The organism is Alcaligenes sp. Marseille-Q7550, assembly GCF_965112015.1.
Genome location: NZ_CBCOPU010000001.1, coordinates 241,238 through 267,177 on the forward strand (window position 1 = coordinate 241,238; position 25,940 = coordinate 267,177).

Here is a 25,940-nt window from a genome sequence, read left to right on the forward strand (position 1 = left end):
GCCATGATCTGGTTGGAACGTTTGGCCAGGCTGTGCGGCGCGCTCGCCGCGCTCTTTCTCTGCCTGATCGGAGTGGTGGTGACGGCGCAGATCGTGGCGCGGCTGTTTTCCATGCAGATCCCGGCCTCGGACGACTTCGCGGCCTGGTGCATGTCGGCGTCCATCTTCCTGGCGCTGCCCTACGCCATGCTGCGCGGCGACCACATGCGCGTCTCGCTGCTGCTGCAGGTCATGCCGCAGCGCCTGCACCGTCCCTACGAAGTGCTGGCGACCCTGATCGGCCTGGCCCTGTCGGCCTGGTGCACCTGGGAGACCGCATTTTTCGTCTATGAATCCTTCCTCTACAAGGAAGTGTCGCAGGGCATGCTGGCCGTGCCGCTGTGGATTCCCCAGGTGGGCATGCCCATAGGCCTGGGGCTGCTGACCCTGATGCTGCTGCGGCGCCTGCTGCGCACCGTGCAGGGCCAGGAACTGGAGGCCACCGAACATGGCTGATCTATCGCAAGCAATCGTGCTTTTCGTGGCCCTGATCGCGCTGCTGGCGATGGGGGTGTGGGTGGCGCTGGTGCTGGTGGCCTGCGGCGTCCTGTCCATCGTGCTGTTCGCCGATGCGCCGGCCGGCATCATCTTCGCCACCAAGGCCTGGGACTCCTCGGCGAGCTGGGCCTTGACCGCCCTGCCGCTCTTCATCTGGATGGGCGAGATCCTGTACCGGACCCGGCTGGCGGAGGACATGTTCAGCGGCCTGGGGCCCTGGGTGCAGCGCCTGCCGGGCCGGCTGGTGCACGTCAACACGCTGGGCTGCGGCATCTTCGCCGCGGTCAGCGGCTCGTCGGCGGCGACGGCGGCCACCATAGGCCGCATCTCCCTGCCGGAGCTCAAGGCGCGCGGCTACGACGACAGCATCAGCATAGGCTCGCTGGCCGGCGCCGGCACGCTGGGCCTGCTGATCCCGCCGTCCATCGTGATGATCGTCTATGCCGTGGCCGCGCAAGTGTCCATCATCCGGCTGTTCGTGGCCGGCGTGCTGCCGGGCATCATGCTGATGTGCCTGTTCTCGGCCTATATCGCGTTCTGGTCGCTGCGCCATCCCGACCGCGTGCCGCCAGTCACCGAGCAGATCAGCCTGGGCGAGAAGATCCGCCGCCTGCGTCTGCTGCTGCCGGTGGTGCTGCTGATCGTGGCGGTCATCGGCTCGATCTACGGCGGCATTGCCACCGCGACCGAAGCGGCCGTGCTGGGCGTGATCGGTTCGCTGGTCATCGCCGCCTTCGGCCGCTCGCTGAACTGGGCCACCTTCTCGGCCAGCCTGCTGGGCGCGGCGCGCACCTCCTGCATGATCTCCTTCATCCTGATCGGTGCGGCCTATCTGACCAGCGCCATGAGCTTCACCGGTCTGCCCGCCAATCTGGCGGCCTGGATAGGCTCGCTGGGCCTGAGCCAGTACGCCCTGATCGCGGTGCTGACGGTGTTCTTCATCATCTTGGGCGCTTTCCTGGATGGCATCTCCATCGTGGTCCTGACCACCTCCGTGCTGCTGCCCGCGGTGCTGGCGGCCGGCATAGACCCGATCTGGTTCGGCATCTACCTGATCCTGACGGTGGAGATGGCGCAGATCACCCCGCCCATCGGCTTCAACCTGTTCGTGATCCAGGGCATCACCGGCCGCAATCTGTTCGAACTGGTGCGCATGGCCTTCCCCTTCTTCCTGGTGCTGGTGCTGGCCACGGTGCTCGTGACGATGTTCCCGCAGATCGTCATGGTCCTGCCCAACGCGATGTAAGGAGACGCCATGCAGACGGCTTACGTGGCGCTGGGCGCGCAACGTTACCGAGTGGAGCGGAACTGGGCGCAGGCCGACCTGGGCAGCCTCTGCAGCGTGGCGGTGCTGGCCGACGGGCGCGTCGCCGCCCTGCTGCGCCGGCCCGCCGCGGTCATCGTGCTGGAGCCCGATGGGCGCCTGGCTGCGCAATGGCCGCTGGCGGACCTGCTGTGCCCTCATCACATCAGCGCCCGGCCGGGGGCGGTGCGCTGGTGGCGGACCTGGACGGCCATCAGGTCCTGGCGTTGGACGGGGACGGGGGCGAGCAGTGGCGGCTGGGCGAGCCGGGCCGGCCGCGCTGGCAGGAGCCGTTCAATCATCCCACCCATGCGCTGGAATGGCCGGACGGCGGCGTGTGGGTCAGCGACGGTTACGGCAATACCGTGGTGCACCGCTTCGATGCCGGACGCCGCTGGCTGGGCGCCATGGGCGAGCCCGGGGATGGCCCCTTGCAGTTCAGCACGCCGCACATGCTGGCGCGCGCGGCGGACGGCACGGTGCTGGTGGCCGACCGGGAGAATCATCGCGTCCAGCGCCTGGACGGCCAGGGCCGCTACCTGGGCGAGCTGCGTCCCGTGCACAAGCCCATGGCGGTGGCCGTCCTGCCGCAGGGATGTCCTGGTCAGCGACCAGACGGCCCGCCTGTCGCGTTTCTCGGCGCAGGACGGGCGCCTGATCGGCCGTTGCCGCATCCAGGGCGTCTACGGGCATGGCCTGGCGGCCGGCGTCGACGGCTGCATCCATGTGGCCGAAATGCTGCCCGACTGCCTGACGCGATTGCGCCCGGACTGATCGCGCGCGCCGCGCGCCGCGGATGCGTAGCGGGCGATGTCAGGCGGGACCAATTCCGTTAGACTACGCCTCATGACGACATCCTCGCCAGCGTATCTCTGCTCCGAAGGCTCCGGCCGGCTTCAATTGCTGGGTGACTGGACCTTGCGCCACTACGACGCCCTGCAAGCCAGTCTGAAGCAGGCGGCCGCCGCGCAGGTGCTCGACTTCAGCGGGCTCAAGACCCTGGATACCGCGGGTGCGCAGGTGTTGTGCGAATGGCTGGGCGCCGAGCGCATCGAGGCCGCCCTGGCCGGCGCTCAGGGGCTGTCCGAGGAACGCCGCCAATTGCTGCAGACCGTGGCCCGGGCGATGAGCCGCACCGAGACGCCCGCTCCGCCGCCGCGTCACTGGCTGCTCACCGACCTGCTCGAGCGCGTGGGCCTGTCCACGGAACGCTTCTTTCGCCAGGCGCGCGACCTGCTGGGCTTCATCGGGCTGACCCTGGAAACCCTGTTCTTCAATGTGCTGCGGCCCAGCCAGTGGCGCGTCACTTCCATCGTGGCGCAGCTGGAGGAAACCGCCTTCAACGCCGTGCCCATCGTCGCCCTGCTGACCTTTCTGGTCGGGGCGGTGATCGCCTTCCTGGGCGCGACAGTCCTGGCCGATTTCGGTGCCACTATCTACACCGTCAACCTGGTGGGTTTTTCCTTCCTGCGCGAATTCGCCGTGTTGCTGACCGCCATACTGATGGCGGGCCGCACCGCCAGCGCCTTCACGGCGCAGATCGGCTCCATGAAGGCCAACGAGGAAATCGACGCGCTGCGCGCCCAGGGGCTCAACCCCATGCTGATCCTGGTCATCCCGCGCGTGCTGGCCATGCTGCTGGCGCTGCCCATCCTGACCTTCATCGGCATGATGGCGGGCATCTTCGGCGGGGCCCTGGTGTGCGCGTTGACGCTGGACATCTCGCCCACCATGTTCCTGAACATCTTCAGCCAGGACATCGAGCTGAGGCATTTCATCCTGGGCATCGCCAAGGCCCCTGTGTTCGCCTTCCTGATCGCCGTCATCGGCTGCCAGGAGGGCTTCAAGGTCAGCGGCAGCGCCCAGTCCGTGGGCGAGCACACGACCTCCGCGGTGGTGCATTCCATCTTCATCGTGATCCTGATCGACGCCCTGGCCGCCCTGTTCTTCATGGAGATGGGATGGTAGAGGTGCAGCGCAAGCCCATCATCCAGGTGCGCGACCTGAGCAACCGCTTCGGCGACCACGTCGTGCACGAGCACCTGGACATGGACGTATATCCGGGCGAGATCGTCGGGGTGGTGGGCGGCTCGGGCACCGGCAAGTCGGTGCTGCTGCGCTCCATCCTGGGCCTGCGCCCGCCCTCCGGCGGCACGGTGCGCATCTTCGACCAGGAAATCGGCGCGCTGTCCTCCGACGACCGCTCGCGCCTGGAGCGCCGCCTGGGCGTGCTCTTCCAGCAGGGCGCGCTGTTTTCCTCCCTGACCGTGGTGGAGAACGTCGCCATGCCGCTGATCGAGCACATCGGCCTGTCCCGGCCGCAGGCCGAGCATATCGCCGCCATGAAGATGGCGCTGGCGGGTCTGCCGGCCAATGCCGCCGGCAAGTATCCGTCCGAGCTGTCGGGCGGCATGATCAAGCGCGCCGCCCTGGCCCGCGCCCTGGCCCTGGATCCGGAAATCCTCTTTCTGGACGAGCCCACCGCTGGCCTGGACCCGATCGGCGCGGGGGATTTCGATCAGCTCATCCTGACCCTGCGCGACGCGCTGGGTCTGACCGTCTTTCTGGTCACGCACGACCTGGACACGCTCTACACCATCTGCGACCGGGTCGCCGTGCTGGCGGAAAAGCGCGTGCTGGTCAACGACACGCTCAGCCGTGTCGAACAAGTCGATAACGCCTGGATCCGGGAATATTTCCAGGGTCCGGGGGGGAGGGCCGCGCAGCTGGCACAAAGCCGACGTCAGGAGCATTCTTAATGGAACCTCGCGCCCATCATGTATTGATCGGGGTCTTCACGCTGCTGGTCGCCACGGCCGCGGTGTTGTTTTCACTCTGGCTGGCCAAGGCCGGCCGGGACGCCGAGACCCGCGACTACGAAATCGTCTTCCTGGAAGGCGTGCGGGGCCTGTCGCGCGGCAGCGCGGTGCAGTACAACGGCCTGCGCGTGGGCGAAGTGCGCTCGCTGCGGCTGGATCCCGATGACCTGCAGCGCGTGCGCGCCCGCATCACCATCCAGGCGGCCATCCCCATCCACGAAGACACCCGCGCCCGCCTGGCGCTGGCCGGCATCACCGGGCAGTCCGTCATCGAACTGAGCGGCGGCACGCCCAACAGCCCCTTGCTGCCGGCCACGGACGGCAAGCTGCCCGTGATCGTGGCCTCGCCCTCGCCTCTGGCCCAATTGATGGCGGGCGGTGAAGAGCTGATGAGCAAGATTTCCAGCCTGCTGGACAATGCCAACCATTTCCTGTCGGCCGAGAACTCCCAATCCATTTCCGCCAGCCTGCAGCAACTGGAGAAGCTGATGGGCCAACTGTCGCAGGCCGGCGAAGGCGTGCCCGAGCTGATCGGCAAGCTGTCGGCCGCCAGCGAGCAGGCCGCCGCGCTGCTCAAGTCCACCCAGGGGCTGGTGGACCGTCAGGGCGCCCAGGCCATGAACGCCATCCGGAAATCCATGGACGATTTCAGCCGGGCCACGCAAAGCCTGGACAAGCTGGTGCGGGACAATGCGGCGGCCGTCGGGCGCGGCGCGCAGGGCCTGACCGAGATCGAGCCGACCTTGCGCGAGCTGCGCCAGGCCCTGGCGGGCCTGCGCGCGGTCACTTCCCGACTGGAGGACAACCCGGCCGGCTATCTGCTGGGCCGCGACAAACTACAGGAGTTCACGCCATGATTTCCGTTGTTGCGCGCCGTCTGGCGCTGGGCGCCATCCTGGGCGGCGCCGCCCTGCTGACGGCCTGCTCCGTGCTGCCCGCGCCCGAGTCGCTGACGTATTACCAGTTGCCCGCCGCCGCGCTGGCGGCCCAGCCGTCCGACCCGGCCCGTCAGGCGCTCATCCTGCAGGTGGACCGACCCTATGCGGACCGCGCGCTGGCCAGCCCGCGCATCATCGTGCTGCCCGACGGCAACCAGCTCAGCGCCTACCAGGGCGTGCGCTGGAGCGACGATGCGCCGACCCTGCTGCGCAACCGCCTGGCCGGGGCCTTGCGCGACGCCGGGCAGTTCCGCGCCGTGGCGCTGGACAGCGACGCCCTGGTGGCCGACTGGGAGCTGAGCGGATCGCTGAATGCGTTCCAGGTGGATTATGTGCAGGGCGCGCCGCGCGTGCGCATCCAGTTCGACGCCAATCTGCGCGACCAGCGCAACGGCGTCCTGCTGCAGACGCGGCGCTTCACGCTCGAAGAGGCCGTGGACGGCACGGCGGTGCCGCAGGTCGTGCAGGCCTTCGGCCGCGCCGGCGATGCGCTGGCCCTGGAGATCAGCCGGTGGCTGGGTTCGATTCCGGTCAGGACGGGGCTGCGTTGAGGCCATGTACGAGTCGCGCAATCAGCCCCTGATCAGTTGGCGGCGCTTCGTCCTGCGCCTGCTGGTGCATGCCGCGTTCGGCGTTCTTTTCGTGGCCCTCTCCCTGCTGCTGGGGGCCCTGGGCCATGTCTGGCTGGAGGAGAACGTGCACTGGCACGATGCGGCCCTGAACGCCGCCATGATCGCCGGCGGCATCGGCCCCCTGATCCTGCCCGAGACCGTGGCCGGCAAGTTGTTCTTCGCGTTCTACGGGGCCTACGTCAGCCTGGTGCTGGCCGCCACGTTCGGCCTGATCATCGCCCCGGTCCTGCATCGGGTGCTGCATGCCTTCCACCTGGAAGACTGAGCCGGGCCCGGCTTGGAAAGCGCCGCCTCAGCATTGGGCGGCGTTTTCTTTTTCCAGGCGGGCGATCAGGGCGGGCAGTTCGTCCATGCGGCGGAAAGTCTGGCGCACGCCCGCCAGCCGCATTTCTTCTTCGCGTCCGGCCACAGGGCAGTAGCCCAGCACGGTGGCGCCGGCCGCCATGCCGGCCGTGGCGCCGGTGACGCTGTCCTCCACCACCACGCAGCGGGCCGGGTCCACGCCCAGTCCCCGCGCCGCTGCCAGGTAGACGTCCGGATAGGGCTTGTTGCGCGGGGTTTCGGCGCCGCTGTAGACATGGCTGCCGAAATAATCGCTCAGGCCGGTCTGCCCCAGTTGCAGGGTGAGCTTGGCGCGGTCGGCGCCCGAGGCGCAGGCGATCATGCGGGTTTCTCGCGCAGGATGGCTTCGATGGCCGCCTTGACGCCGGGGATGGGCATGACCTCGCCGGACAGGGCATGGTTGCGGCGCATCCGGAAAGCCATGACCCATTCCATGTCCAGGTCCTTGCCCGTCATCTCGCGCACCACGGGCAGCTCGTCCGGCAGGGCCTTGCCGATGAACCAGTCGTAGCACTGGTCGTAGCTCATCACCCAGCCTTCCTCCTCCAGCATGTCGCGCAGCACGCGGACCGTGATGGGTTCGCTGTCGACCAGCACGCCGTCGCAATCGAAGAGCACAGCGGAGAACGTCATGGGTGAAACCTTTGCATCCAGAAACCGGGGGAAGTATCAGATGATACAGCAGGAGGAGGGGCACGCGTATTTCAGCAGCAAAAACAAGGGGCTGCAGGCAATGTTGCATATTTTCCTAAGTGAAAACCCCGAGTCTTAAATAATTGAGTATTCATATATTCATTTCTAAAATAAATGTTCATAAGAAAACTTTCTGCGGGGATATCCGTCATGATGACCAAAACGACTCGAGTGGCGGCAGCCCTGCTGCTGGCGATGGGGATGGCTGGCGCCCAGGCGGCTGAAGTCACGCTGAAGGCGGTTTCTGTCTTTACCATGGACACCTTCTTCACCAAGCGCTTCAAGCAGTTCGTGGACAAGGTCAACGCCGAGGGCAAGGGCCTGGTGCAGATCAACGTGATCGGCGGTCCGGAAGCGATTCCGCCGTTCGAAGTGGGCAACGCCCTGCGCGCCGGCGTGGTGGATTTCGCCAATACCACGGCCGTGTTCCACGCCAACCTGGTGCCCGAGGCGCTGGCCCTGACGCTGACGGAAAAGCCCATGAGCGAGCTGCGCCGGAACGGCGGCTACGAGTTGATGGACAAGATTCACCGCGAGAAGGCCAACATCACCTGGCTGGCCCGCACAACCGACGGCCTGCAGTACCACATCTACACCAACAAGCCCGTGACTTCGGCCGACCTGTCCGGCTTCAAGCTGCGCGGCGTGCCCGTCTACCTGGCGTTCTTCCGCGAGATCGGCGCCACGCCCCTGCAGATTCCGCCGGGCGAGGTCTACACCGCCCTGGAGCGCGGCGTGGTGGACGGCTATGGCTGGCCTTCGGTGGGCGTGATGGAAATGGGCTGGCATGAAAAGACCAAGTACCGCGTCGAGCCGGGCTTCTACAACGTGGAAGTGGGCTTTTTCATGAACCAGAAGAGCTGGGAAAAGCTGGACGACGAGCAGAAGGCCTTCATGCGCAAGCAGATCGAGTGGATGGAGTCCCAGAACGTCACCGAGCACCAGATGGCGATCGACGAGAAGGCGGCCACGGAAAAAGCCGGCGTGCAGCCCCTGGTGCTGGAGCCTGAAGTGGCGCGCGCCCTGCGCACCAAGGCCTACGAGGCCGGCTGGGCGGGCATCGACAAATCCAGCCCCAAGTATGCCGCGCAGCTGCGCGAGCTGTTCGGCGGCTACCAGCCCTGACGGAATCGTTTCAAGCGGCCTGAATGTGGACATTGCGCCCTGGGTGCAGTGTCCACTTTTTGATGGCGCACATCCGGCCGGCCCATTCCGGTCCTGTCATTCACATTGTTCTGCGGAGAAGACGACATGTCTGCTGCAACCTCTCCGGAAGGCGCGCCTTCCAATCCGGCGTGGGGCCGTCCCTACGCGCTTCTGATGCATGCCTGCGGCGCCGTGGCGGCTTTGACCTTCGGGCTGATGAGCCTGCTGGTCTGCGCCGACGTGGTGCTGCGCAACCTGGGCTACGACGTGCTCTCCACCAGTGTGGAGATCACCGAGTACATGCTCATCATCGCCACCTTCGTGGCGGCGCCCTGGGTGCTGTACCTGGGCGGCCACATCCGCATCGACGTGCTGTTCAACACCTTGCCCCAGGGGGCGCAGCGCGCTCTGGACCTGGTCTCCAATCTGCTGGGCCTGGCGGTCAGCGCCGTGCTGGCCTGGCAATGCGCAGCCGTGGCGCTGGACGCGCATGAACAGGGCGCCATGGTGTTCAAGGCGCTGGTGTTTCCGGAGTGGTGGCTGAACCTGCCGCTGCTGTTCGGCGCGGCCATGCTGGCGCTGGAGTTCCTGCGCCGCCTGATGTCTACCCCCGCCACGCAAGGAGCCTGATCATGGAATGGCAAATGGCATTGATCCTGATGCTGGGATCGCTTTTCCTGCTGATGGCCATCGGCACTCCGGTGGTGTTCGCCTTTCTGTCGGTCAACCTGCTGGGCGCCTGGCTGTTCCTGGGCGAGGCCGCCGGCCTGGCCCAGTGGGCGCGCAACACGACCGCGTCGATAGGCAGCTTCTCGCTGACGCCCATCCCCTTGTTCGTACTGATGGGCGAGGTGCTTTTCCATACGGGTCTGGCCTTCAAGGCCATTGATTCGATCGAGCGCATGATCTCGCGCGTGCCCGGCAAGCTGTCCATTGTCAGCATCCTGGGCGGCACGACCTTCGCCACGCTGTCGGGCTCGTCCATCGCCAATACCGCCATGATGGGCGGGGTGATGCTGCCCGAGATGCTGCGCCGCGGCTACCACCCCACCATGGCCATGGGGCCCATCATGGCGGTGGGCGGCATCGCCATGCTGATCCCGCCGTCGGCCCTGGCCGTGATGCTGGGCAGCCTGGCCGGCATCTCCATCGAGCGCCTGCTGATCGGCGGCATCCTGCCCGGCATGCTGATGGCTCTGGGCTTCCTGGCCTACGTGGTGGTGCGCAGCCGCCTGCGTCCGCAGGACGCGCCCATGAGCGAGGATGACGAGGTCACGCGCCTGAAGGGCTGGGCGCTGTGGAAGCCTTTCGTGCTGAACGTGGTGCCGCTGCTGGGCATCTTCGTTGCCGTGGTCGGCTCCATGCTGGCCGGCTGGGCTTCGCCCACGGAATCGGCCGCCATCGGCGTGCTGGCCTCCGTGCTGGCCACCATCGCCTACCGCGCCTTGACCATGAAGGCGCTGTGGAAGAGCCTGATCGAGACCGCCAAGGTGTCCGTGGTTATCCTGTTCATCCTGGCCGCTTCCACGACTTTTGCGCAACTGCTGAGTTTTTCCGGCGCCAGCGCGGGCCTCCTGGTCATGATCGAGGACTACCACCTGCCGCCCTTCGTGCTGGTGGTCAGCATGTTGCTGGTGCTGCTGGTGATGGGCATGGTGCTGGACCAGATCTCCATGATGATGATCGCGTTGCCTTTCTTCATGCCCCTGGCCCTGGCCGCCGGCGTGGACACGGTCTGGCTGGGCGTGATGATCCTGATCGCGCTGGAGATCGGCCTGCTGACCCCGCCCTTCGGCCTGCTGCTGATCGTGATGCAGAGCGTGGCTCCGCCCTCCATCCGCCTGCCGCAGATCTACAGCGCAGCCGTGCCCTTCCTGGTCATCGAGATCGGCGTGCTGGCCCTGGTGCTGTTCATCCCCTGGATCGCCCTGGGCCTGCCCGGACTGATCGGGTGATGCGACTGCCGGATGTCCGGTCTCCGGGCGTCCGCAGTTCGCTGGAAAGCGAAAAGGCCTCCCTTCGGGGAGGCTTTTTTGCTTTATGGCAGGGGATGCGGGCGCGGCATGCCATTTAGTTGAAGCAGGGAATGGCGTGGCTTCATCTTTAGGAGGCGCTAGGCCTATGCATGTCGGCTGATCGATTCAGTGGACGGCGTCTTCACAAAGACCATCTCTGGCAATCGAACTGGAAAAAGCGGATTTATCCCTGCACAGGCTCCGCATGAATCCCGCCCTCCCGCATCACCAGCCGCACGGTGTCGCCGCGCTGGATGTGGGTGTCGTGCAGGCGGGCGATCAGCATGGGACCGGCCGCGCTGGCGATGGTGGCCAGCAGCAATACGTCGGCCTGGCCTTCGGGGCCGCGCTGCAGGCTGTGGGTCAGCTCCTGCACCGTGCCCGAATCGCAGGGCTCGGGCTGGAAATCGGCGCCGTGGCAGCGCGGGCACAGGTGGCGGGCGGGAAAAACGCGATGTTCGCAGCCCAGGCAGCGGAAAACAGTGGGACTCATGACAAGGACTCCAGGATCAGGGCGGTGGAACACATGCCGTAGCGGTACTCGACCATGCCGTAGCCGGTCACCAGGCCGAAGCGGGCCTGCGGCACCTGGCGCTCGCCCGCCTGGCCGCCCAGCTGGCGCATGACCTCCACCAGGCCGTGCAGGCTGCAGGCCGCTCCCGCCTGGCCGGCCGACAGTTGGCCGCCGGACGTGTTCAGGGCCAGGCGGCCGGTGGCGATGTCCTCATGGATGAAGCGCTTGGCGTCCTGCGCCTGGAAGAAGCCCAGGTCCTGCAATTGCGCCAGCACCATCACCGGGTAGTCGTCATAGATGCTGACCACGTCCATGTCCGCCGGGTTCAGGCCGCTTTGCGGCCACAGGTCCGGCGCCAGGCGTGCCAGGCCCGTGCTCAGGCCGTCGCCCTGCTGGTCGTCGATATTGTGCAGGCTGCGCAGCGCGCGCACCGTGATGGCGGGCCGCCCTTGCGCGGCCGGATGATCCTGGCGCGTCACGATGAGGGCGTTGGCGCCGTCCACCACGGGCACGCAGTCCAGCCGGCCCAGCGGCCAGGACACGTCCGGCGCGTTCAGGTAGTCGTCCAGGCTCATGGGCGAACGGTAGACGGCCTGCGGATTCAGCGCCGCCCACTGGCGCTGGCGCATGACCAGGGCGCCGTAGTCGGCGCGCTCCAGGCCAAGCGCGCGCATCTGCGCGGCCGTGAGCATGGCGAACACCTGGTTGGGGCTGCCCGCGCCCAGCGGGCGCAAGTGGTCGCGCGTGGTCTGGTTGTAGTTCTCCACCAGGCGGCGGAAGTCCTCGGGCTCGAAGTGGTCGCCGGCCACGATGGCGATGGCGCGGGCGTCGCCCGCCTGCACGGCGCGTATGGCGTGCTGCAGGATGTTCAGGCCGCTGGCGCCGCCGTTGCTGTCGTCCATGATCCAGCGGGGCTGCAGGCCCAGCTTCCAGGCCAGGTCAATGGCCCGGTCCGGGGCATGCGTGAAGGAAGCCACGCCCAGTCCGTCTATGTCGCTGGCGCGCAGGCCGGCTTCGTCGAGCGCCTGGCGAAAGGCCAGGGCCAGCAGTTCGGACGTGCTGCGCTGGCCGCGCCGCGTGTAGCTGACTTCCGTGGCGCCCAGCAGGCGCACATTGCCCAGGTCGAAAGGGTTGGTCATGCGGGGCTCCCGGATCAGCGGCGACGGACCTGGTAGCCGGCTTTCTCCCTGTCCCAGGTGGCCGGGCCCACGCCGCGGTCGCGCAGTGCGAATTTCTGGATCTTGCCGTTCTCGGTGGTCGGCAGGCGGTCGGTGAATTCGATGAAGCGGGGCACGGCGAAGTACGGCAGGGTGCGTTCGCAATGGCCCAGCAGCTCTTCACAGCTTACCTGCGCATCGGGCCGCAGCACAATCATGGCCATGACTTCGTCCTCGGCCAGCTCCGATTTGGCGGCGTAGACGGCCACCGTCTGCACGGCCGGATGGCTGGACAGCGCCTCTTCGACCTCGAAGGAAGAAATGTTCTCGCCGCGGCGCCGGATCATGTCCTTCAGGCGGTCCACGAAGCGGTAGTAGCCGTCGGCGTCGCGCACCACCCGGTCCCCTGTGTGGAACCACAGGTTCTTCCAGGTCTCCACGGTCTTTTCGGGCATGCCGTAATAGCCCAGGGCGAAGGCGTAGGGCTCGTCGGCGCGCAGCAGCAGCTCGCCCACCTGGCCGTCGGGCAGTTCATTGTCGTTCTCGTCCACGACGCGGGCCTGGAAGCCGTCGGACAGGCGGCCCATGTAGCCGTTGCGCTGTTCCTCGATGCCGCGTCCCATCACGTAGTTGGTCTCGGTGGAGCCGAAGCCGTCCAGCAGGCGCATGCCGCAGCGCTCCAGGAATTGGGTGTGGAACTGCTCGGGCACGCCGGGGCCCAGGGCGATGCGCGTCTTGTGCAGTTTTTCAGCGGGCGTGGCCGGCTTGGATAGCAGGATGGGCACCATGGCGCCCAGCAGGTAGGTGATGGTGGCGCCGGTCTCGTGCAGGGCGTCGAAGAAGCGGCTGGCCGAGAAACGGCGGTCCGCCACCATGCAGGCGTCGCTCACCAGGGCCTGGAAAAAGGTGTTGAGCGCATTGGTGTGGAACATGGGCAGACAGGTGTAGAGCACGTCGTCAGGCCGCATGCCCAGCTTGCTGGCCGTGTAGATGCCCCACCAGTAGAACTGCGCATGCGGGCATTGCACGCCCTTGGACGGGCCGGAAGTGCCCGAGGTGTACAGGATGGCCAGGGTGTCGCCAGGAGCGATGTCGGCCGGTTCGCAATAGTCGCCGGGCGCGGGCAGTTCGCAGGCGGGCACGTCCAGCGGTTGGGCGGCTTCTTCGCCGGGGATCAGCCAGGCCTGCGCCACGGAAGTGGCGCCCAGGTCGACTTCGGCCAGCAGCGGCGTCAGGTCGGTTTCGACCACCAGCAACGTGGCGCCGCTGTTGCTCAGGATATGCTGGAGCTGCGCGCCGCGTGAGGCGGTATTGATGGGCACCACGATGGCGCCCAGCCAGCCGCAGCCCAGCACCATGTCCAGGAATTCGCGGCGATTGGTGCACAGCAGGGCCACACGGTCCCCGCGCCGGATGCCGGCGGCGGCCAGACGGCTGGCGCTGGCGGCGGCCGCCTGCAGGGTCTGCGCGCCGGTATAGCTGCTGCGGCGATCCGAGAACAGCGGCGCATCGCCCATGCGTTCGGCTCGCAGGCGCAGCAGCGCCGGCACGGTGCGCTGGGCGGCGGGCAGGGAATACAGCGGCAGTTGGGAAGCGGGAATCGAATGGGCTTGCATGGTTTGTCTCCCGGCGGCCGCGTGAAACGGAGGCGGCGAGCCGATTTATATGGGTGGAATCACTAATATCGAGCAAACAGTATACTGCAATATATTATTTTCAAATTCATTTCCTCAGCCGGAAAAACCCGGAGTTCAGAGCGCGGCAAGGCGGGGCACATCGTCGCCGCGCCATCCGGAAGAAATCGGCCATGGGGTGGAGGAGGCAGGCGTTGCGCAACCACAAGGGGAGCCCGGCCTGCGAGTGCGTCCGCGCAAGCGGACATGACAATGACCTAGAACGAGCCCAGACCGGCTCCGGGGATGAACTATGAAGTTGTGGCTTAAATTCGCAACCTGCTGCGCAGTGATGCTGGGCGCCCAGGCCCATGCCCAGGACAAGAACGTGACCCTGGTGGTGCCCTATCCGCCAGGCGGCGCCGCCGATCAGCTGGCGCGCGTGATCTCCCAGGAAATGGGCACGCGCTTCGGCCAGAAGGTGATCGTGGAGAACCGTCCGGGCGCCGGCGCCCAGGTGGCCATGAATGTGGTCAAGAACGCCAATCCGGCCGCCATGGGCACGGTGCTGTTCCTGGCCGACAGCGGCGCCTATTCGCTGAACCGCCACCTGTACAAGCGTCTGAACTACAACGTGGCCACCGACCTGGTGCCCATGACCCTGGCCGCCAAGGCGCCCGTGTTCCTGCTGGTGAACAAGGACAGCCCCTACAAGAGCGTGCAGGACCTGGTTGCGGCCGGCAAGCAGCAGGAACTGACCTACGGTTCGCCCGGCATGGGCACCGGCACCCATCTGCTGGGCGAGATGCTGCGCAAGGAAACGGGCGCGCGCCTGGTGCACGTCCCTTACAAGGGCGCCGGTCCGGCATTGATCGATGCCGTCAGCGGCCAGATCGACTTCATTTTCGACGTGCTGACCGGCAGCCGCGGCTTCCTGGAAGACGGCCGCCTGCGCGCCATTGCCGCCGCCACGACCGAGCGCAGCCCCCTGCGCCCCAATGTGCCCACCATTGCCGAGAGCGGCATCCCCAATGTGGCCTTCACGATCTGGTGGGGCATTTCCGCCAAGGCCGGCACGCCCGCCGACGACGTCTCGCGCCTGACCGAGCAATTGACGGCCGTGCTCAAGGAACCCGAGGTGGTCAAGAAGTTCGTGGATTTCGGCATCGAGATCCAGCCCTCGACTCCGCAGGAGTTTTCCGAGCTGATCGAGCATGACGCCAAGGCCATGGGCCCCATGATCCAGTCCTTGAACATCACCCTGGACTGATCAAGCTGCAGTGAAAGAAAGGCCGGCTTTAGCCGGCCTTTTTCATTGTGTACCGCCCTGAATCCGCCTGGCGGCCTGTCGAGCGCAGGCAGGAGGACCGCGCTCTTGCCTCAAGGCTGGGTATGGCATGGGCTTGTCGTTACACGGGGCCTATCTGCCTGGCGTGACTGTTGACCGTCAATGCCGCCGGCATGGTCGTGGCGCCGCGCCCAGCCTGGAGCTTGAAGACCGCCACGGCCTGCACCAGATTCTGCGCCTGGCTCTTGAGGCTGCCGGCGGCGGCCGCCATTTCCTCGACCAGCGCGGCGTTCTGCTGCGTGACCCCGTCCATTTGCGCGACGGCCTCGCCTATCTGGCTGACTCCTGTGCTCTGCTCGCTGCTGGCGGCGCTGATCTCGCCCATGATGTCGGTGACGCGGCGGATCGAGGCCACCACATGCGTCATGGTCTCGCCCGCCTTGTCCACCAGTTGGGTGCCCTGGCCTACGCGCTCGACGCTGGCGGTGATCAAGTCCTTGATCTCCTTGGCGGCCTGGGCGCTGCGTTGGGCGAGGGAACGCACTTCGCCGGCCACGACGGCGAAGCCCTTGCCTTGTTCGCCCGCGCGGGCGGCTTCCACCGCCGCGTTCAATGCCAGGATGTTGGTCTGGAACGCGATGCCGTCGATGACGCTGATGATGTCGGCGATCTTCTGGCTCGACGCATTGATGCCTTTCATGGTGTCCACCACCTCGGCCACCACGCTGCCGCCTTGCTCGGCCACGGTACTGGCGTTCATGGCAAGCTGGTTGGCCTGGTGCGCGTTGTCGGCGTTCTGCCTGACGGTGGCGGACAGTTCCTCCATGGACGCGGCCGTCTCTTCCAGCGCGCTCGCCTGGCTTGCGGTACGCGCGCTCAGGTCGTGATTGCCCTGGGCGATCTGGAAGCTGCCGGCCGCCACCGAATCGCTGCCCTGGCGCACCGTGGAGACGACCTCCACCAGGCTGTGCTGCATGCGGCCCAGGGCATTCATGAGCTGCGCCACCTCGTCGCGGCCGCTGGCCACGATCTGGTTCGTCAGGTCGCCCCGCGCCACGTCGTCGGCCACTTGCACCGCCTGGCGCATGGAGGCGATGACGCTGTTGAACACGCTCCACAGCATCATGAAGAACAGGCCCAGCGCGACGGCGCTGCTGATCAGCTGGATCATGACCCAGCGCGCCGCGGTATCTTGCGCGGCCGCGATGGCGCCGCTGGTGCGAGCGTCCAGCAACTGGAAGAAGGCGCTCACGGGTTCCATGATCCGGGCCTTGGTGCGGTGATAGTCGGCGTTGTTGACCAGTTCGCGCGCCTTGTCCAGGTCGGGTTCCCCCTTGACGAAGCCGCCCTTGCCATCGGGCGCCAGACCCTTGACCAGGTTCATGGCCTGCATTTCAGTCTGGGCCAGGGCGGCCGACTTGTCGGCGGCCTCGCTGAGCTTGGCCATTTCGGCATCGGAAAAGCCGGCCTGCCGCATCATGTCCAGCAGCGCCACGGCCGGACCGCTCTGGCCGGGCACCGCAATGTCGGCGGCGCGGAAATCCCAGTAGATGCCTTCGTAGCCGGCCGGGCGGGGCAGCTTGCCGGCGCGGATGTCGACGACCTCCTTGTATTGCTTTTCCCAGCGTTCATCGCCCGTGCTCACATAGGTGCGGACCAGCCGGGTAAGGTCGTCGGAGTTGTGGCGCAGTTCGTTGGCCAGCATGTAGGAGGCATAGCGTTGCTGATAGGCCTGTGCTACAGCGCCGGTGGCCTGATTGACGTTCCATTGCGTCACGGCCAGGATGCCGATGACGACCAGGAGCAAGCCTGCCAGAACCATCAGTTTCTGGCGCAGGCGCAAATTATTGAGGAAGGACATGGTGCGCCTTTTTTGTCGTATCAAGATGGCCGGATGCATGACATCGGGCCGTTGGAAGGGGCTGCCCTGCTGCGTTTGCCTAGGATGCGCGCTGCAAGGCGGATACGGTTACGACATCGGTTTTTAGGGCTTTAGTCCGGCCTTATTGGGGTTTTCATCAGGCCAGCAGCTCGGCCTGTTTCACGCAGTAGGCGGCGCTGCAGATCAGCAGGTTCTCGTGGATCAGCGCGGCCGCCTCGTCGGCCTGGCGCTGGCGGAAGGCCCGGCAGATGCCCTGGGCGCGCTGCAGGGTGCCCAGGCGGAAGTCCGCATCCTGCAGGCAGGCGATGCGGGCCTGGTCGGCGCGGTCGTGCAGGCGCTCCATGGTGTCCACCAGTTGCTTGTTGGGCACCATGTTGATCCACGCGCTGCGAAAGGACCAGTTGGCCTGGATGTTGTCCAGCGGATCGCCCTGCTGGTGGGTGGCCTCGATGCGCGCCACGGCGTGTTCCATGGCCAGCAGACCCATGGCGCTCTGGTTCTGGCAGGCGGAACGGGCGGCGGCCGGCTCCAGCAGCACGCGCACGGAGAAGATGTCCTCGATGTCCTGCGGGGTGTAGACCTTGAGCACGAAGCCGCGCGAGGTGCTGTCCAGCATGCCCTCGTTCTTGAGCTGCAGCAGGGCTTCGCGCACGGGCATGCGAGAGACATTCAGGCTGGAGGCGATTTCGTTGTCCACCAGCCGCACGTCAAAGCCGATCTTGCCCAGGGCGATGTCCTGGCGCAGCATGCCGTAGACCTGTTCGCGGATGTTGGGTTCGCGTTTCTTGTAAGGGGAAGCAGCCATGAATGCAGCGGCGCAAGGCGCACGGAAAAAGAGAAGATGACGACGGGCTATAGGATAACAAGGAAGCGCGTCGGGCCGATCCGTTTTATGCTAGCGCTGGCGGGCCCGTCCCGGATGAGTATCCGGCGGGTGCCATGAACAATGGAACAGGAGGGCTGCCCGGTGCGTTGGCGGCATGTGGAAATCTTCGATGCGATCTGCCGGGGCGGGACCCTGACGGAGGCGGCGCGCCTGCTGCACATCTCCCAGCAGGCCGCCAGCAAGCTGCTGGCCACCGCGGAAATGCAGCTGGGCTTTCGCCTGTTCGATCGCGTGCGCGGCCGCCTGGTGCCGGCCCGCGAGGCGGGCGTCCTGGCCCCGCGCGTGGCGCGCCTGCACCAGGAGCTGGGCGACGTGGGCCGGCTGGCCCGCAATCTGCGCTTCCATCACCAGGGCTTGTGGCGCATCGGCAGCAGCCCCGCCTTCGGCCTGGAGCTGCTGCCTGTGGCGGTGAGCCGCTGCCGTCGGGCCCATCCGGCCATGAGCTTCGAGCTGCGCACGCACCACAGCGGCGAGCTCCTGCAGGCTCTTGAAACCCGCGATCTGGACATGGTCGTCACCTTCGACCAGGGCGAGCATCCGGGCGTGCAGCGCCAGGTGCTGGCCGCGACGCAGCTGGTGCATGTCGCCCCGCCCGAGGCGCCCGCCCTGCGTACCTGGGAGGATATGGCGCAACGCTCCTTCATCGCCCTGGATGCGCATGATCCGATGGGCGCCATGGTGGAGCGCCTGCTGGAATCCCACGTGCCCGATTTCGCGCCGGTCATGCGGGTGCAGACGCATTACGTGGCTTGTTCGCTGGTACTGCAGGGAGCAGGCGAGGCGTTGGTGGACCTGGTCACGGCGCGCGCCATGCAGCGTCCGGGCCTGCGCCTGCATCGCCTGCCGCAAGCCCTGGACGTGCCCGTCAGCGTGCTGACCGTGCAGGACGACGCGGGTTCGGGCTCGCGCCAGGTCGTGCTGGATCACATACGCCAGGCCTTGCTGGAGTGCCGCTTTCCAGAGGAAGCAGCGTAGCCGTTCCATAACCCTGGGTTATGGAGCGCGGTATTTTTTCATTGGCCCGCGCCGCGCCGGGCACGCAGAATACGGTCCAGTTATCGGGAGTACTCTGCATGCACGTTTGTATCATCGGCGCCGGCGTCATCGGCATGAGCACGGCTTTCATGTTGCGCCGGAAGGGGGTGCGCGTCACGGTGCTGGAGGCCGGGGCGCAGGTGGCCGGCGGCACCAGCTTTGCCAACGGCGGCCAGCTCAGCTACAGCTATGTGGCGCCGCTGGCCGATCCGGGCGTCTTCAAGGACTTGCCGCGCTGGCTGCTGAAGAAAGACTCGCCGCTGCGCTTCCGGCCCGCGCTGGATCCGCAGCAGTGGCGTTGGCTGGCCCAGTTTCTGCAGTTGTGCCGGGGCGACGTGGTGCGCCAGTCCACGGCGCAGATGCTGACCCTGTCCTACCTGAGCCGCGACGTGCTGCACGACTGGCAGGCCCGCTTCGGCCTGGAGTTCGCCCACCAGGCCAACGGCAAGCTGATCGTGTTTCGCAGCGTCGGTCCTTTCGAGCATGCGCGCGAGCAGGCGCGGCTGCAGGCGGAGCTGGGTTCTTCGCAGCAGGTGCTGGAGGCGGACGAGGTGCTGGCGCTGGAGCCGTCTCTGCAGGCCCTGGGTTCCCGCCTGAAGGGCGCCATCTACACGCCCAGCGAAGAGGCGGGCGACACCCGGCTGTTCTGCGAAGCCTTGCACGCCCGTCTGCAGGGCGATGCGGACTATAGCCTGTTGCTGAATCAGCCTGTGCGCGGCTTCGTGCGCGAAGGGCACGACGTGCGCGCCGTGCTTACGCCGCAGGGAGAACTGGAGGCGGATCAGTTCGTGGTGGCCGGCGGCATGGGAACGGTGCCCTTGCTGCGCCAGTTGGGCGGACGGCCCCTGATCTATCCGCTCAAGGGCTACAGCCTGAGCCTGCCGCTGACCGGCCTGACCCAGCCTGTGCCTGCGATCAGCGTGACCGATTACGAGCGGCGCATCGTCTATGCTCGCCTGGGCGAGGTGCTGCGCATGGCCGCCATGGTGGACATCGGATTCGGCGGCCTGGACATTCCGCCTGCGCGCATGGCCGGGTTCAAGCAGCAGGTGAACGAACTGTTTCCCGGCCTGCCTCTGGAGCAGGCGCAGACCTGGGCGGGTCTGCGCCCGGCCACGCCTTCGGGAAAGCCGGTCATAGGGGCCAGCAGGCTGGCGGGAAGATTGTGGATCAATGCCGGGCATGGGGCCCTGGGTTTCACCCTGGCCTGCGGCAGCGCCGCGCTGCTGGCGGCGCGCATGCTCGGCGAGGCCGCGCCCATCGACGACGCGCCTTTCCGGCCCTGAGGCCGACCCGCCTTAGACCGCCGCCCGCAGGCCGGGCGTGGCCCGGAACAGGGCGGCCAGGGCCAGGGAGGCGGCATATATGCCGGCCGCCAGCACGGGAATGGACCAGATGGCGTTGAAATCCAGCGCCGTGAACAGGTAGCGGTACATCAGGTCGATCAGCCAGGGATGGATGAGGTACACGCCCAGCGTCAGTTCGGCCAGGTGGCGGCTGACCGCGGGGCTGATCAAGGGCTGTTCCCAATCGCGCAGCAGCAGGATCAGCGCCAGGGACATGGGTATGACCGTGATGCTCAGGTAGTCGTAGAAATACGCTCCGGTCTGCAGGTCGTGCAGCGTGGCCAGGGCATAGCAGCCCCAGGCCGTGGCGCCGATGGAGGCCAGCAGCACGGCCAGGCTCAGCCAGCGCGGCACGGCCAGCGGCGCCTTGCGCACGAGGTAGCCCAGCAGGAAGTAAGGCAGGTAGGACAGGAACCAGGTGAAGAATGGCGTGGAGTTGGTCTTCAGGTCCGCGCTGCTGAGCGTGCTGAGGGCCGACAGGGCGAAAGCCGCCGCCGTGAGGGCGGCCAGGTGCCGCAGCCGGCAGGCCTGCACCAGACGCCGCAGAAAGGGCGTGAACAGATACAGGAACACGATCATGTACAGAAACCACAGGTGGAAATAGGGCCGGCCCTCCAGCAGGCGTTGCAGGTAGGGATAGGGCTCGGCCTGCGGCGTCCACCAGTGCTGCTTGAAGGCGGTCCACAGCAGGTAGAAGGCCGTCCAGAACAAGAGCGGCGCCAGGATGCGCGCGGCGCGCTTGCGGTAGAAACGGCTCATGCTTTCTTCGGGCCGGGGCTCCAGCAGCAGGGCGCCGCTGACCATGACGAAGACCGGCACGCACCAGCGGGTGGCGGCGTCGTACAGATTGCCGCTCCACCAGTCGGGACTGCCCAGCTCGGCGTTCAGCACCGCGTAGGCGGCGATGTGCAGCCAGACGACGGAAAATATGGCGACGATGCGGGTGTTGGTGATCCAGTTCATGGGCCAGAGCCTGTGCTTGTCGGACCACTTCATCCTAACGGCCAAACGTTTCCGGTTTGTCCCGCGAATACGGGATTTGGCGTCCAGATTTGACTGGATGTGTCGGGGCGCGGCGGCACTCAGTCCCACGCGGGGGCCAGGCCCTCGGGATCGACCTCGCGGCTGTTGCGCTCCAGCGCGGCGATCTGCGCCATGTCCTGGGCGTCGAGCTTCAGGTCGCGGGCCAGCAGGTTGCTGGCCAGGTTCTCGCGCTTGGTCGAGGACGGAATCACCGCGTAACCCAGCTGCAGCGCCCAGGCCAGCGCCACTTGCGCCACCGTGGCCTGGTGCTTTTGCGCGATCTGCGCCAGGACGGGATCCTTGAGCACTTTGCCGTAGGCCAGGGTCATGTAGGAGGTCACGGCGATGCCTTGCTCCCGGAGGAAAGCCGTCAGCTTGGCATTTTGCAGGTAGGGGCTCAGCTCGATCTGATTGGTGGCGAGCTCGCCTTTGCCGACCGCGGCGATAGCCTGTTTCGTCAGCTCGATATTGAAGTTGGAGATGCCGATCCGGCGGGTCAGGCCCAGGGCCTTGGCCTCGGCCAGCGCTTCCATGTATTCGGGCAGCTCGACGCCGTTGCCGGGGGCCGGCCAGTGGATCAGCGTCAGGTCCACATAGTCGGTGCGCAATTTTTCAAGGCTCTCGCGCAGGCTGGGCACGAGCTTGGATTTTGCGTAGTTGTCGGTCCAGATCTTGGTGGTCACGAACAAGTCGGAGCGCGGTACGCCGCTCTGGACGATGGCCTGGCCGACGTCGGCCTCATTGCAGTAGATCTGCGCCGTGTCGACGGAGCGATAGCCAAGGTCCAGCGCGTTGCGGACCGAATCGATCACGGTCTGGCCGGTCAGGCGGAAGGTGCCGACACCAAAGGAAGGGATGCTCATGTAAGACTCCTGTATCAGGTCTAAGACGGAATGGAACCCGGAGCGGGTTCGCCGCCCTGGACTGCTTATCGATGGACTACAGTTTGCCTTTTTAATCTTTGCGAATTAAGCCCTGTGTCTGTCAAATACATTTGACTTTTAGTCATCAATCCTATGTCTGCAGCTATTCAGGAGAAGTGGCGGGACAAAAAAACCGGCCGCTTTTGCGGCCGGTCCGTCGGGCGGGGAAGCCTATTGCACCGAGATGCCGGCGTCTTCCACGATCTTGGCCCATTTCTTCAGTTCGCTATCCAGCAGGGCGTCCGCCTGGGCGGGGGTGCCGCCCAGAGTGGTGGCGCCCAGATTGGCCAGCTTATCCTTGACGTCGGGCTGGGCCAGGACCTTGTTCAGGGCCTGGTTGGCGCTGGCGATGATTTCGGGCGGCGTGCCTTTGGGCGCCAGCAGGGCGAACCAGGTGGAGGACAGCAATTCGGGGTAGCCTTGCTCCACCGTGGTGGGCACGTCGGGCAGCGTGGCCGCGCGCGTGGCGGAGGTCACGGCCAGCGCCTTGACCTGACCGGCCTTGACCTGGCCGACGATGCCGGGAATCAGCTGGAACATGGCCTGGATCTCGCCGGTGATCAGGTTGGTGGTGGCCTGGCCCGGGGCGCTGTAGGGGATGTGCAGCATGTTGGTGCCGGTCTGGGCCATGAACAGCTCGCCGGCCAGATGCATGGAGCTGCCGTTGCCGGTGGAGCCGAAGTTCACCTGGCCGGGATGCTGCTTGACGTAGTCCGCGAAGGACTTCACCGAGTCCACGGGCAGGTTGGGGCTGACGACCAGGATGTTGGGCACTTCGGCCACCAGGCCTATCATGTCGAAGCTCTTCTGCGGATCGAACTGCAGCTTCTGGTACAGGGCCGGGCTGACGGCCAGCGTGCCGGCCCAGGAGAACAGCAGCTTGGAGCCGTCGGGCTTGGCCGCCGCCGCGATGCCGGCGCCGATGTTGCCGTTGGCCCCGCCGTGGTTGTCGATGACGAAATTGCCGTTCAGCTCCTTGGCCAGCCCTTCGGCGATCAGGCGAGCGATGGAATCGCCCGTGCCGCCGCCGGCGGGTGCGGGTACGATGATCTGTACTGCCTTGCCGGCGGGCGGCCAGTCGGCGGCGGCCATGGAATTGAAAGCCAGGCCCAAGGCCAGGGTGCCCAGCAGGGCGCGCAGGGAAAATGACATGATGGATCCACAGAAAAAAGGCGTGCCGCCCGCTGACGCGGCGGCGTTTTACGCAATTAATTTATCATGACGCGACGCCATATAACCGTTTGATCTTATACGTTTAAATAATATGTTTATAAAGCTAAAAGTCGCGGCCGACGAGCCTCGGTATGATGGCAGCAGAATGCAGTCTGGGAGCATGACGGATGAATGTTGAATTCGATGGCATATGGGTCGTGGCGGTGCTGGCTGCGCTGGCGCTGGGCGGCCCGCTGGGCGCCCGGGGGCGCGGCCGCATGGCGGCGCCCGCGCCGTACGCCCTGGAGGATGAGCGGGCGCGCCTGGAGCGGGAGCTGGCCGCGACGCGCGATCTGTCCGAGCAGGCCAGGGACAGGGCGGCGGACCTGGAGAAGGAGTTGATCCGTCGTGATGCGGACCTGCGTGCGCAACAGGCCCGCAACCAGGCCATACGGGACGACCTGGACAGCAGCCGCGAGCAGATGCGGCTGCAGTTCGAATCCCTGGCGCAGCAGATCCTGGAAGCCAAGGGGCAAACCCTGCGCCAGGACAGCCAGCGCACCCTGGACGAGATGTTGCGGCCGTTCCGCGAGCAACTGGCGAGCTTCCAGCTGCGCGTCAATCAGGTGCATGACGAATCCGTCAAAGGCCAGGCCGCGCTGGGCGCGGAGCTGCAGCGCATGCAGGAGATGGGGCTGCGCATGAGCGCGGAGGCCCATTCGCTGGCGGTCGCCCTCAAGGGCGACAAGAAGACCACCGGCAACTGGGGTGAGACGCAGCTGGAAAAGACGCTGGAGGTGGCGGGCCTGGTGCGCGGCGTGCACTTCGACACCCAATGGCAGGCGCGCGACTAGCAGGGCCGCCTGCGCTACCCGGACTTCGTGATCCATCTGCCGCAGGACAAGCATCTGGTACTCGACTGCAAGGTCTCGCTGGTGGACTACGACCGCGCCGTGCGCGCCGAGTCCGAGGCCGAGCGCCAGCAGAGCCTGCAGGCTCACGTCCAGGCCCTGCGCAATCACATCGACGACCTGTCCGCCAAGGACTACAGCGCCCTGCCGGGCCTGGGCAGCCCCGGCTTCGTCTTCATGTACGTGCCCGTGGAGGCCGCCTACATGCAGGCCCTGCAGCAGCACCACGGCCTGTTCGACTACGGCCTGTCCAAGAACGTGCTGATGGTCTCGCACACCACGCTGCTGCCCATCCTGCGCACCGTGGCCAATGTGTGGATGATGGTGCGCAGCAACGAGCAGGCGCACGAACTGAGCCAGCGCGCCGGCGAGCTCTACAACCAGGCCTCCCTGCTTGCCGAGCGCCTGAAGAAGCTGGGCGAGACCCTGGGCCAGGCGGGCAAGCACTACAACAGCACCGTCACGGCCCTGGCCGGCCAGCAAGGCCTGTACGGCAAGGTCAGCCGCTTCGCCGAACTCTCCGCCCGAGCCAACCGCAATCCGCCAGCCATCGAGCCCTGGCACGGGGACATCGAGCATGAACGGCTGGACTGGGCTTTGGGCGGGGAGGCCGGGCAGGAAGGGCGGAATGCTGCCTTATAAATCCACGCGACAGCAGGAGCTATCGCTGCGGTATATGCCTCGCATTGCATTACGAGCCGCAGCGAGTGCTTGCCGCTTGGCTCTCCCAGAGGATTCTTAAATAAAAAGGATCGAAATATTTGGGCCTTCTGTGCCTAATGACAGGCTGGTCCTGGAAGAGGGAAAAATAATTAATTTTCCGATATGATTTGCTTTGTAAGAGTTTCTATCAGAAAGCGTCGTGTCGGAAGAAAAAAAACCGTATCACCTTTATTGGGGAAAGCTGGATAGAAAAACCAGTATTTCCGGGAAGGCGGACTTTCACCTCTTGGTCTATCACAGCCTGGATGTGGCTGCTGTCGCCTATCGGTTCTTACAAGCCAGGCGGCACATGGCGCAACACATGGCTGATTTCCTGGGCATGAGCACGGATGATTTCATCCGCCTGGTCGTCCTGCTGGTCGTGCTGCATGACCTAGGCAAATTTTCCTCTGCCTTCCAGGCTTTGAACCCCTTTCCCGACGAACGTCTCTGGCCTGGGAAGTCGACTCATCCCTACGATGCGGATCAAGCTCATCATGACAGGCTGGGGGGTATTTCTGGGAAAAATTGGGTCAGGATATTCTCGCCTTGTGCCCGGACTGGGAAACCTTAAGTTCACGTGAAAAAAATAAGGCGGCAAATAATTTATGGGTCCTGATGGAGTCTTCGTTGGGACATCATGGCCGGCCTATTGATCGGCACCAGTTGGAATTGCTGGGGAACAATAAATACATCGATGCGCATAATGTCAGCGCCGCAGCCGAATTTTTGAAGGATGTCACGCAAATACAAGAGCTGATTCCCGCGTCTTTGCTGGCGGCGGTGTTGGCGGACAGATCTTTCAAGGAGCACGCCAAACAACTGAGCTGGCCCTTGGCCGGAATCGTGGTGCTGGCGGACTGGCTGGGCTCCAATCGGGAGTTTTTCCCGTATCAAGCAGAACCTGAGCCTTTGCAGACATATTGGGACAAGACGCTGGCGAAGGCGGACAGGGCCTTGAGGCAGGCCGAGCTGGCGGATATGCCGACGGTATCCCCCTTCCAGTCCATAGAACAGCATTTTCAGTTTTCACCTTCCCCTTTGCAGGATTGGGCCCAGAAGGTCCACGTGGACGACACGCCG

Annotated in this window: 23 protein-coding genes and 3 pseudogenes; 17 read left to right on the top strand and 9 right to left on the bottom strand. The window is 65.7% G+C overall.

The features are described 5' to 3' along the window. The first annotated feature begins 3 nt into the window (after window positions 1-3). The 8 genes from ACWPWO_RS01115 to ACWPWO_RS01150 all read left to right on the top strand — a co-directional run bounded on the left by ACWPWO_RS01115 (window position 4) and on the right by ACWPWO_RS01150 (window position 6,494). Window positions 4-495, top strand: a complete 492-nt coding sequence (locus ACWPWO_RS01115; RefSeq protein ID WP_454003759.1) for a TRAP transporter small permease — start codon at window positions 4-6, stop codon at window positions 493-495. After that, the gene (locus tag ACWPWO_RS01120) at window positions 488-1,783 is read left to right on the top strand and encodes a TRAP transporter large permease (protein WP_454003761.1); all 1,296 of its coding nucleotides are present in this window, start codon (window positions 488-490) and stop codon (window positions 1,781-1,783) included. Before ACWPWO_RS01115 ends, ACWPWO_RS01120 begins: the two co-directional genes overlap by 8 nt. Window positions 1,784-1,992: 209 nt before the next feature. Continuing rightward, window positions 1,993-2,676: a hypothetical protein gene (locus tag ACWPWO_RS01125; protein ID WP_454003763.1), complete on the top strand. Its 684-nt coding sequence runs from the start codon at window positions 1,993-1,995 to the stop codon at window positions 2,674-2,676. Window positions 2,677-2,686: 10 nt separating this feature from the next. Continuing rightward, the gene (locus ACWPWO_RS01130) at window positions 2,687-3,808 is read left to right on the top strand and encodes an MlaE family lipid ABC transporter permease subunit (protein WP_454003765.1); all 1,122 of its coding nucleotides are present in this window, start codon (window positions 2,687-2,689) and stop codon (window positions 3,806-3,808) included. Then, window positions 3,802-4,599: an ABC transporter ATP-binding protein gene (locus tag ACWPWO_RS01135; RefSeq protein WP_454003767.1), complete on the top strand. Its 798-nt coding sequence runs from the start codon at window positions 3,802-3,804 to the stop codon at window positions 4,597-4,599. The genes ACWPWO_RS01130 and ACWPWO_RS01135 overlap by 7 nt, the downstream gene beginning before the upstream one ends. After that, complete coding sequence (locus ACWPWO_RS01140; protein WP_454003769.1) at window positions 4,599-5,516, top strand: MlaD family protein; 918 nt, start codon at window positions 4,599-4,601, stop codon at window positions 5,514-5,516. Before ACWPWO_RS01135 ends, ACWPWO_RS01140 begins: the two co-directional genes overlap by 1 nt. Further along, window positions 5,513-6,148, top strand: a complete 636-nt coding sequence (locus tag ACWPWO_RS01145) for an ABC-type transport auxiliary lipoprotein family protein (RefSeq protein ID WP_454003771.1) — start codon at window positions 5,513-5,515, stop codon at window positions 6,146-6,148. The genes ACWPWO_RS01140 and ACWPWO_RS01145 overlap by 4 nt, the downstream gene beginning before the upstream one ends. A 4-nt stretch (window positions 6,149-6,152) precedes the next feature. After that, window positions 6,153-6,494 (top strand): hypothetical protein, encoded by a 342-nt coding sequence (locus ACWPWO_RS01150; RefSeq protein WP_394063286.1) that lies wholly within the window; start codon window positions 6,153-6,155, stop codon window positions 6,492-6,494. 27 nt (window positions 6,495-6,521) lie between these two features. Here ACWPWO_RS01150 and ACWPWO_RS01155 read toward each other — a convergent pair. Beyond that, window positions 6,522-7,204 (bottom strand): annotated as a pseudogene (locus ACWPWO_RS01155) (HAD family hydrolase). A gap of 210 nt (window positions 7,205-7,414) precedes the next feature. Here ACWPWO_RS01155 and dctP point away from each other — a divergent pair. From dctP to ACWPWO_RS01170, 3 genes are all read left to right on the top strand, one after another. Continuing rightward, entirely contained in the window at window positions 7,415-8,389 is a 975-nt protein-coding gene (gene dctP, locus ACWPWO_RS01160; RefSeq protein WP_454003773.1) for a TRAP transporter substrate-binding protein DctP, read from the top strand. A 126-nt stretch (window positions 8,390-8,515) separates the two neighbouring features. Next, window positions 8,516-9,040 carry a TRAP transporter small permease gene (locus ACWPWO_RS01165; RefSeq protein WP_454003775.1) on the top strand — a complete coding sequence of 175 codons (525 nt, stop codon included), beginning with the start codon at window positions 8,516-8,518 and terminating at the stop codon, window positions 9,038-9,040. Between the two features lie 2 nt (window positions 9,041-9,042). Next, the gene (locus ACWPWO_RS01170; protein ID WP_454003777.1) at window positions 9,043-10,365 is read left to right on the top strand and encodes a TRAP transporter large permease; all 1,323 of its coding nucleotides are present in this window, start codon (window positions 9,043-9,045) and stop codon (window positions 10,363-10,365) included. Between the two features lie 244 nt (window positions 10,366-10,609). Here ACWPWO_RS01170 and ACWPWO_RS01175 read toward each other — a convergent pair whose 3' ends face one another. From ACWPWO_RS01175 to ACWPWO_RS01185, 3 genes are read right to left on the bottom strand one after another with little or no spacing between them, the layout of a single operon-like run. After that, window positions 10,610-10,918 carry a zinc ribbon domain-containing protein gene (locus tag ACWPWO_RS01175; RefSeq protein WP_454003779.1) on the bottom strand — a complete coding sequence of 103 codons (309 nt, stop codon included), beginning with the start codon at window positions 10,916-10,918 and terminating at the stop codon, window positions 10,610-10,612. Next, window positions 10,915-12,078 carry a thiolase family protein gene (locus ACWPWO_RS01180; RefSeq protein WP_454003781.1) on the bottom strand — a complete coding sequence of 388 codons (1,164 nt, stop codon included), beginning with the start codon at window positions 12,076-12,078 and terminating at the stop codon, window positions 10,915-10,917. The genes ACWPWO_RS01175 and ACWPWO_RS01180 overlap by 4 nt, the downstream gene beginning before the upstream one ends. Window positions 12,079-12,092: 14 nt before the next feature. Beyond that, window positions 12,093-13,712, bottom strand: a complete 1,620-nt coding sequence (locus tag ACWPWO_RS01185; protein WP_454003783.1) for an ATP-dependent acyl-CoA ligase — start codon at window positions 13,710-13,712, stop codon at window positions 12,093-12,095. A 310-nt stretch (window positions 13,713-14,022) separates the two neighbouring features. On the opposite strand from ACWPWO_RS01185, the gene ACWPWO_RS01190 reads away from it, so the two are divergent. After that, complete coding sequence (locus ACWPWO_RS01190) at window positions 14,023-14,979, top strand: Bug family tripartite tricarboxylate transporter substrate binding protein (protein ID WP_454003785.1); 957 nt, start codon at window positions 14,023-14,025, stop codon at window positions 14,977-14,979. A 139-nt stretch (window positions 14,980-15,118) separates the two neighbouring features. On the opposite strand, the gene ACWPWO_RS01195 is transcribed toward ACWPWO_RS01190, so the two are convergent. Together ACWPWO_RS01195 and ACWPWO_RS01200 are read right to left on the bottom strand one after the other, a co-directional pair. Further along, the gene (locus ACWPWO_RS01195; protein WP_454003787.1) at window positions 15,119-16,858 is read right to left on the bottom strand and encodes a methyl-accepting chemotaxis protein; all 1,740 of its coding nucleotides are present in this window, start codon (window positions 16,856-16,858) and stop codon (window positions 15,119-15,121) included. A gap of 157 nt (window positions 16,859-17,015) precedes the next feature. Continuing rightward, a complete protein-coding gene (locus ACWPWO_RS01200; protein WP_454003789.1) occupies window positions 17,016-17,684 on the bottom strand; it encodes a GntR family transcriptional regulator in 669 nt (222 codons plus the stop codon). 162 nt (window positions 17,685-17,846) lie between these two features. Between ACWPWO_RS01200 and ACWPWO_RS01205 the strand changes: the two genes are divergently transcribed. Both ACWPWO_RS01205 and ACWPWO_RS01210 read left to right on the top strand, forming a co-directional pair. Then, entirely contained in the window at window positions 17,847-18,740 is an 894-nt protein-coding gene (locus ACWPWO_RS01205) for a LysR family transcriptional regulator (protein WP_454003791.1), read from the top strand. Between the two features lie 98 nt (window positions 18,741-18,838). Further along, window positions 18,839-20,086 (top strand): D-amino acid dehydrogenase, encoded by a 1,248-nt coding sequence (locus ACWPWO_RS01210; RefSeq protein WP_454003793.1) that lies wholly within the window; start codon window positions 18,839-18,841, stop codon window positions 20,084-20,086. Between the two features lie 12 nt (window positions 20,087-20,098). Here ACWPWO_RS01210 and ACWPWO_RS01215 read toward each other — a convergent pair whose 3' ends face one another. The 3 genes from ACWPWO_RS01215 to ACWPWO_RS01225 form a co-directional block, all read right to left on the bottom strand. Further along, window positions 20,099-21,109, bottom strand: coding sequence for an acyltransferase (locus ACWPWO_RS01215; protein WP_454003794.1), 1,011 nt, complete (start codon window positions 21,107-21,109; stop codon window positions 20,099-20,101). 119 nt (window positions 21,110-21,228) lie between these two features. After that, a complete protein-coding gene (gene dkgB, locus ACWPWO_RS01220; protein ID WP_454003795.1) occupies window positions 21,229-22,032 on the bottom strand; it encodes a 2,5-didehydrogluconate reductase DkgB in 804 nt (267 codons plus the stop codon). A 231-nt stretch (window positions 22,033-22,263) separates the two neighbouring features. Beyond that, the gene (locus ACWPWO_RS01225) at window positions 22,264-23,244 is read right to left on the bottom strand and encodes a Bug family tripartite tricarboxylate transporter substrate binding protein (protein ID WP_394063315.1); all 981 of its coding nucleotides are present in this window, start codon (window positions 23,242-23,244) and stop codon (window positions 22,264-22,266) included. A 572-nt stretch (window positions 23,245-23,816) separates the two neighbouring features. Between ACWPWO_RS01225 and ACWPWO_RS01230 the strand changes: the two are divergent. The 3 genes and pseudogenes from ACWPWO_RS01230 to ACWPWO_RS01240 form a co-directional block, all read left to right on the top strand. Then, a pseudogene (locus ACWPWO_RS01230) lies at window positions 23,817-24,797 on the top strand (DNA recombination protein RmuC). Between the two features lie 220 nt (window positions 24,798-25,017). Beyond that, window positions 25,018-25,431, top strand: coding sequence for a CRISPR-associated endonuclease Cas3'' (locus tag ACWPWO_RS01235; RefSeq protein ID WP_454003798.1), 414 nt, complete (start codon window positions 25,018-25,020; stop codon window positions 25,429-25,431). Then, a pseudogene (locus ACWPWO_RS01240) lies at window positions 25,407-25,733 on the top strand (HD domain-containing protein); the annotation flags it as partial. The gene ACWPWO_RS01235 and the pseudogene ACWPWO_RS01240, both read left to right, overlap by 25 nt. Between the last annotated feature and the right edge of the window lie 207 nt (window positions 25,734-25,940).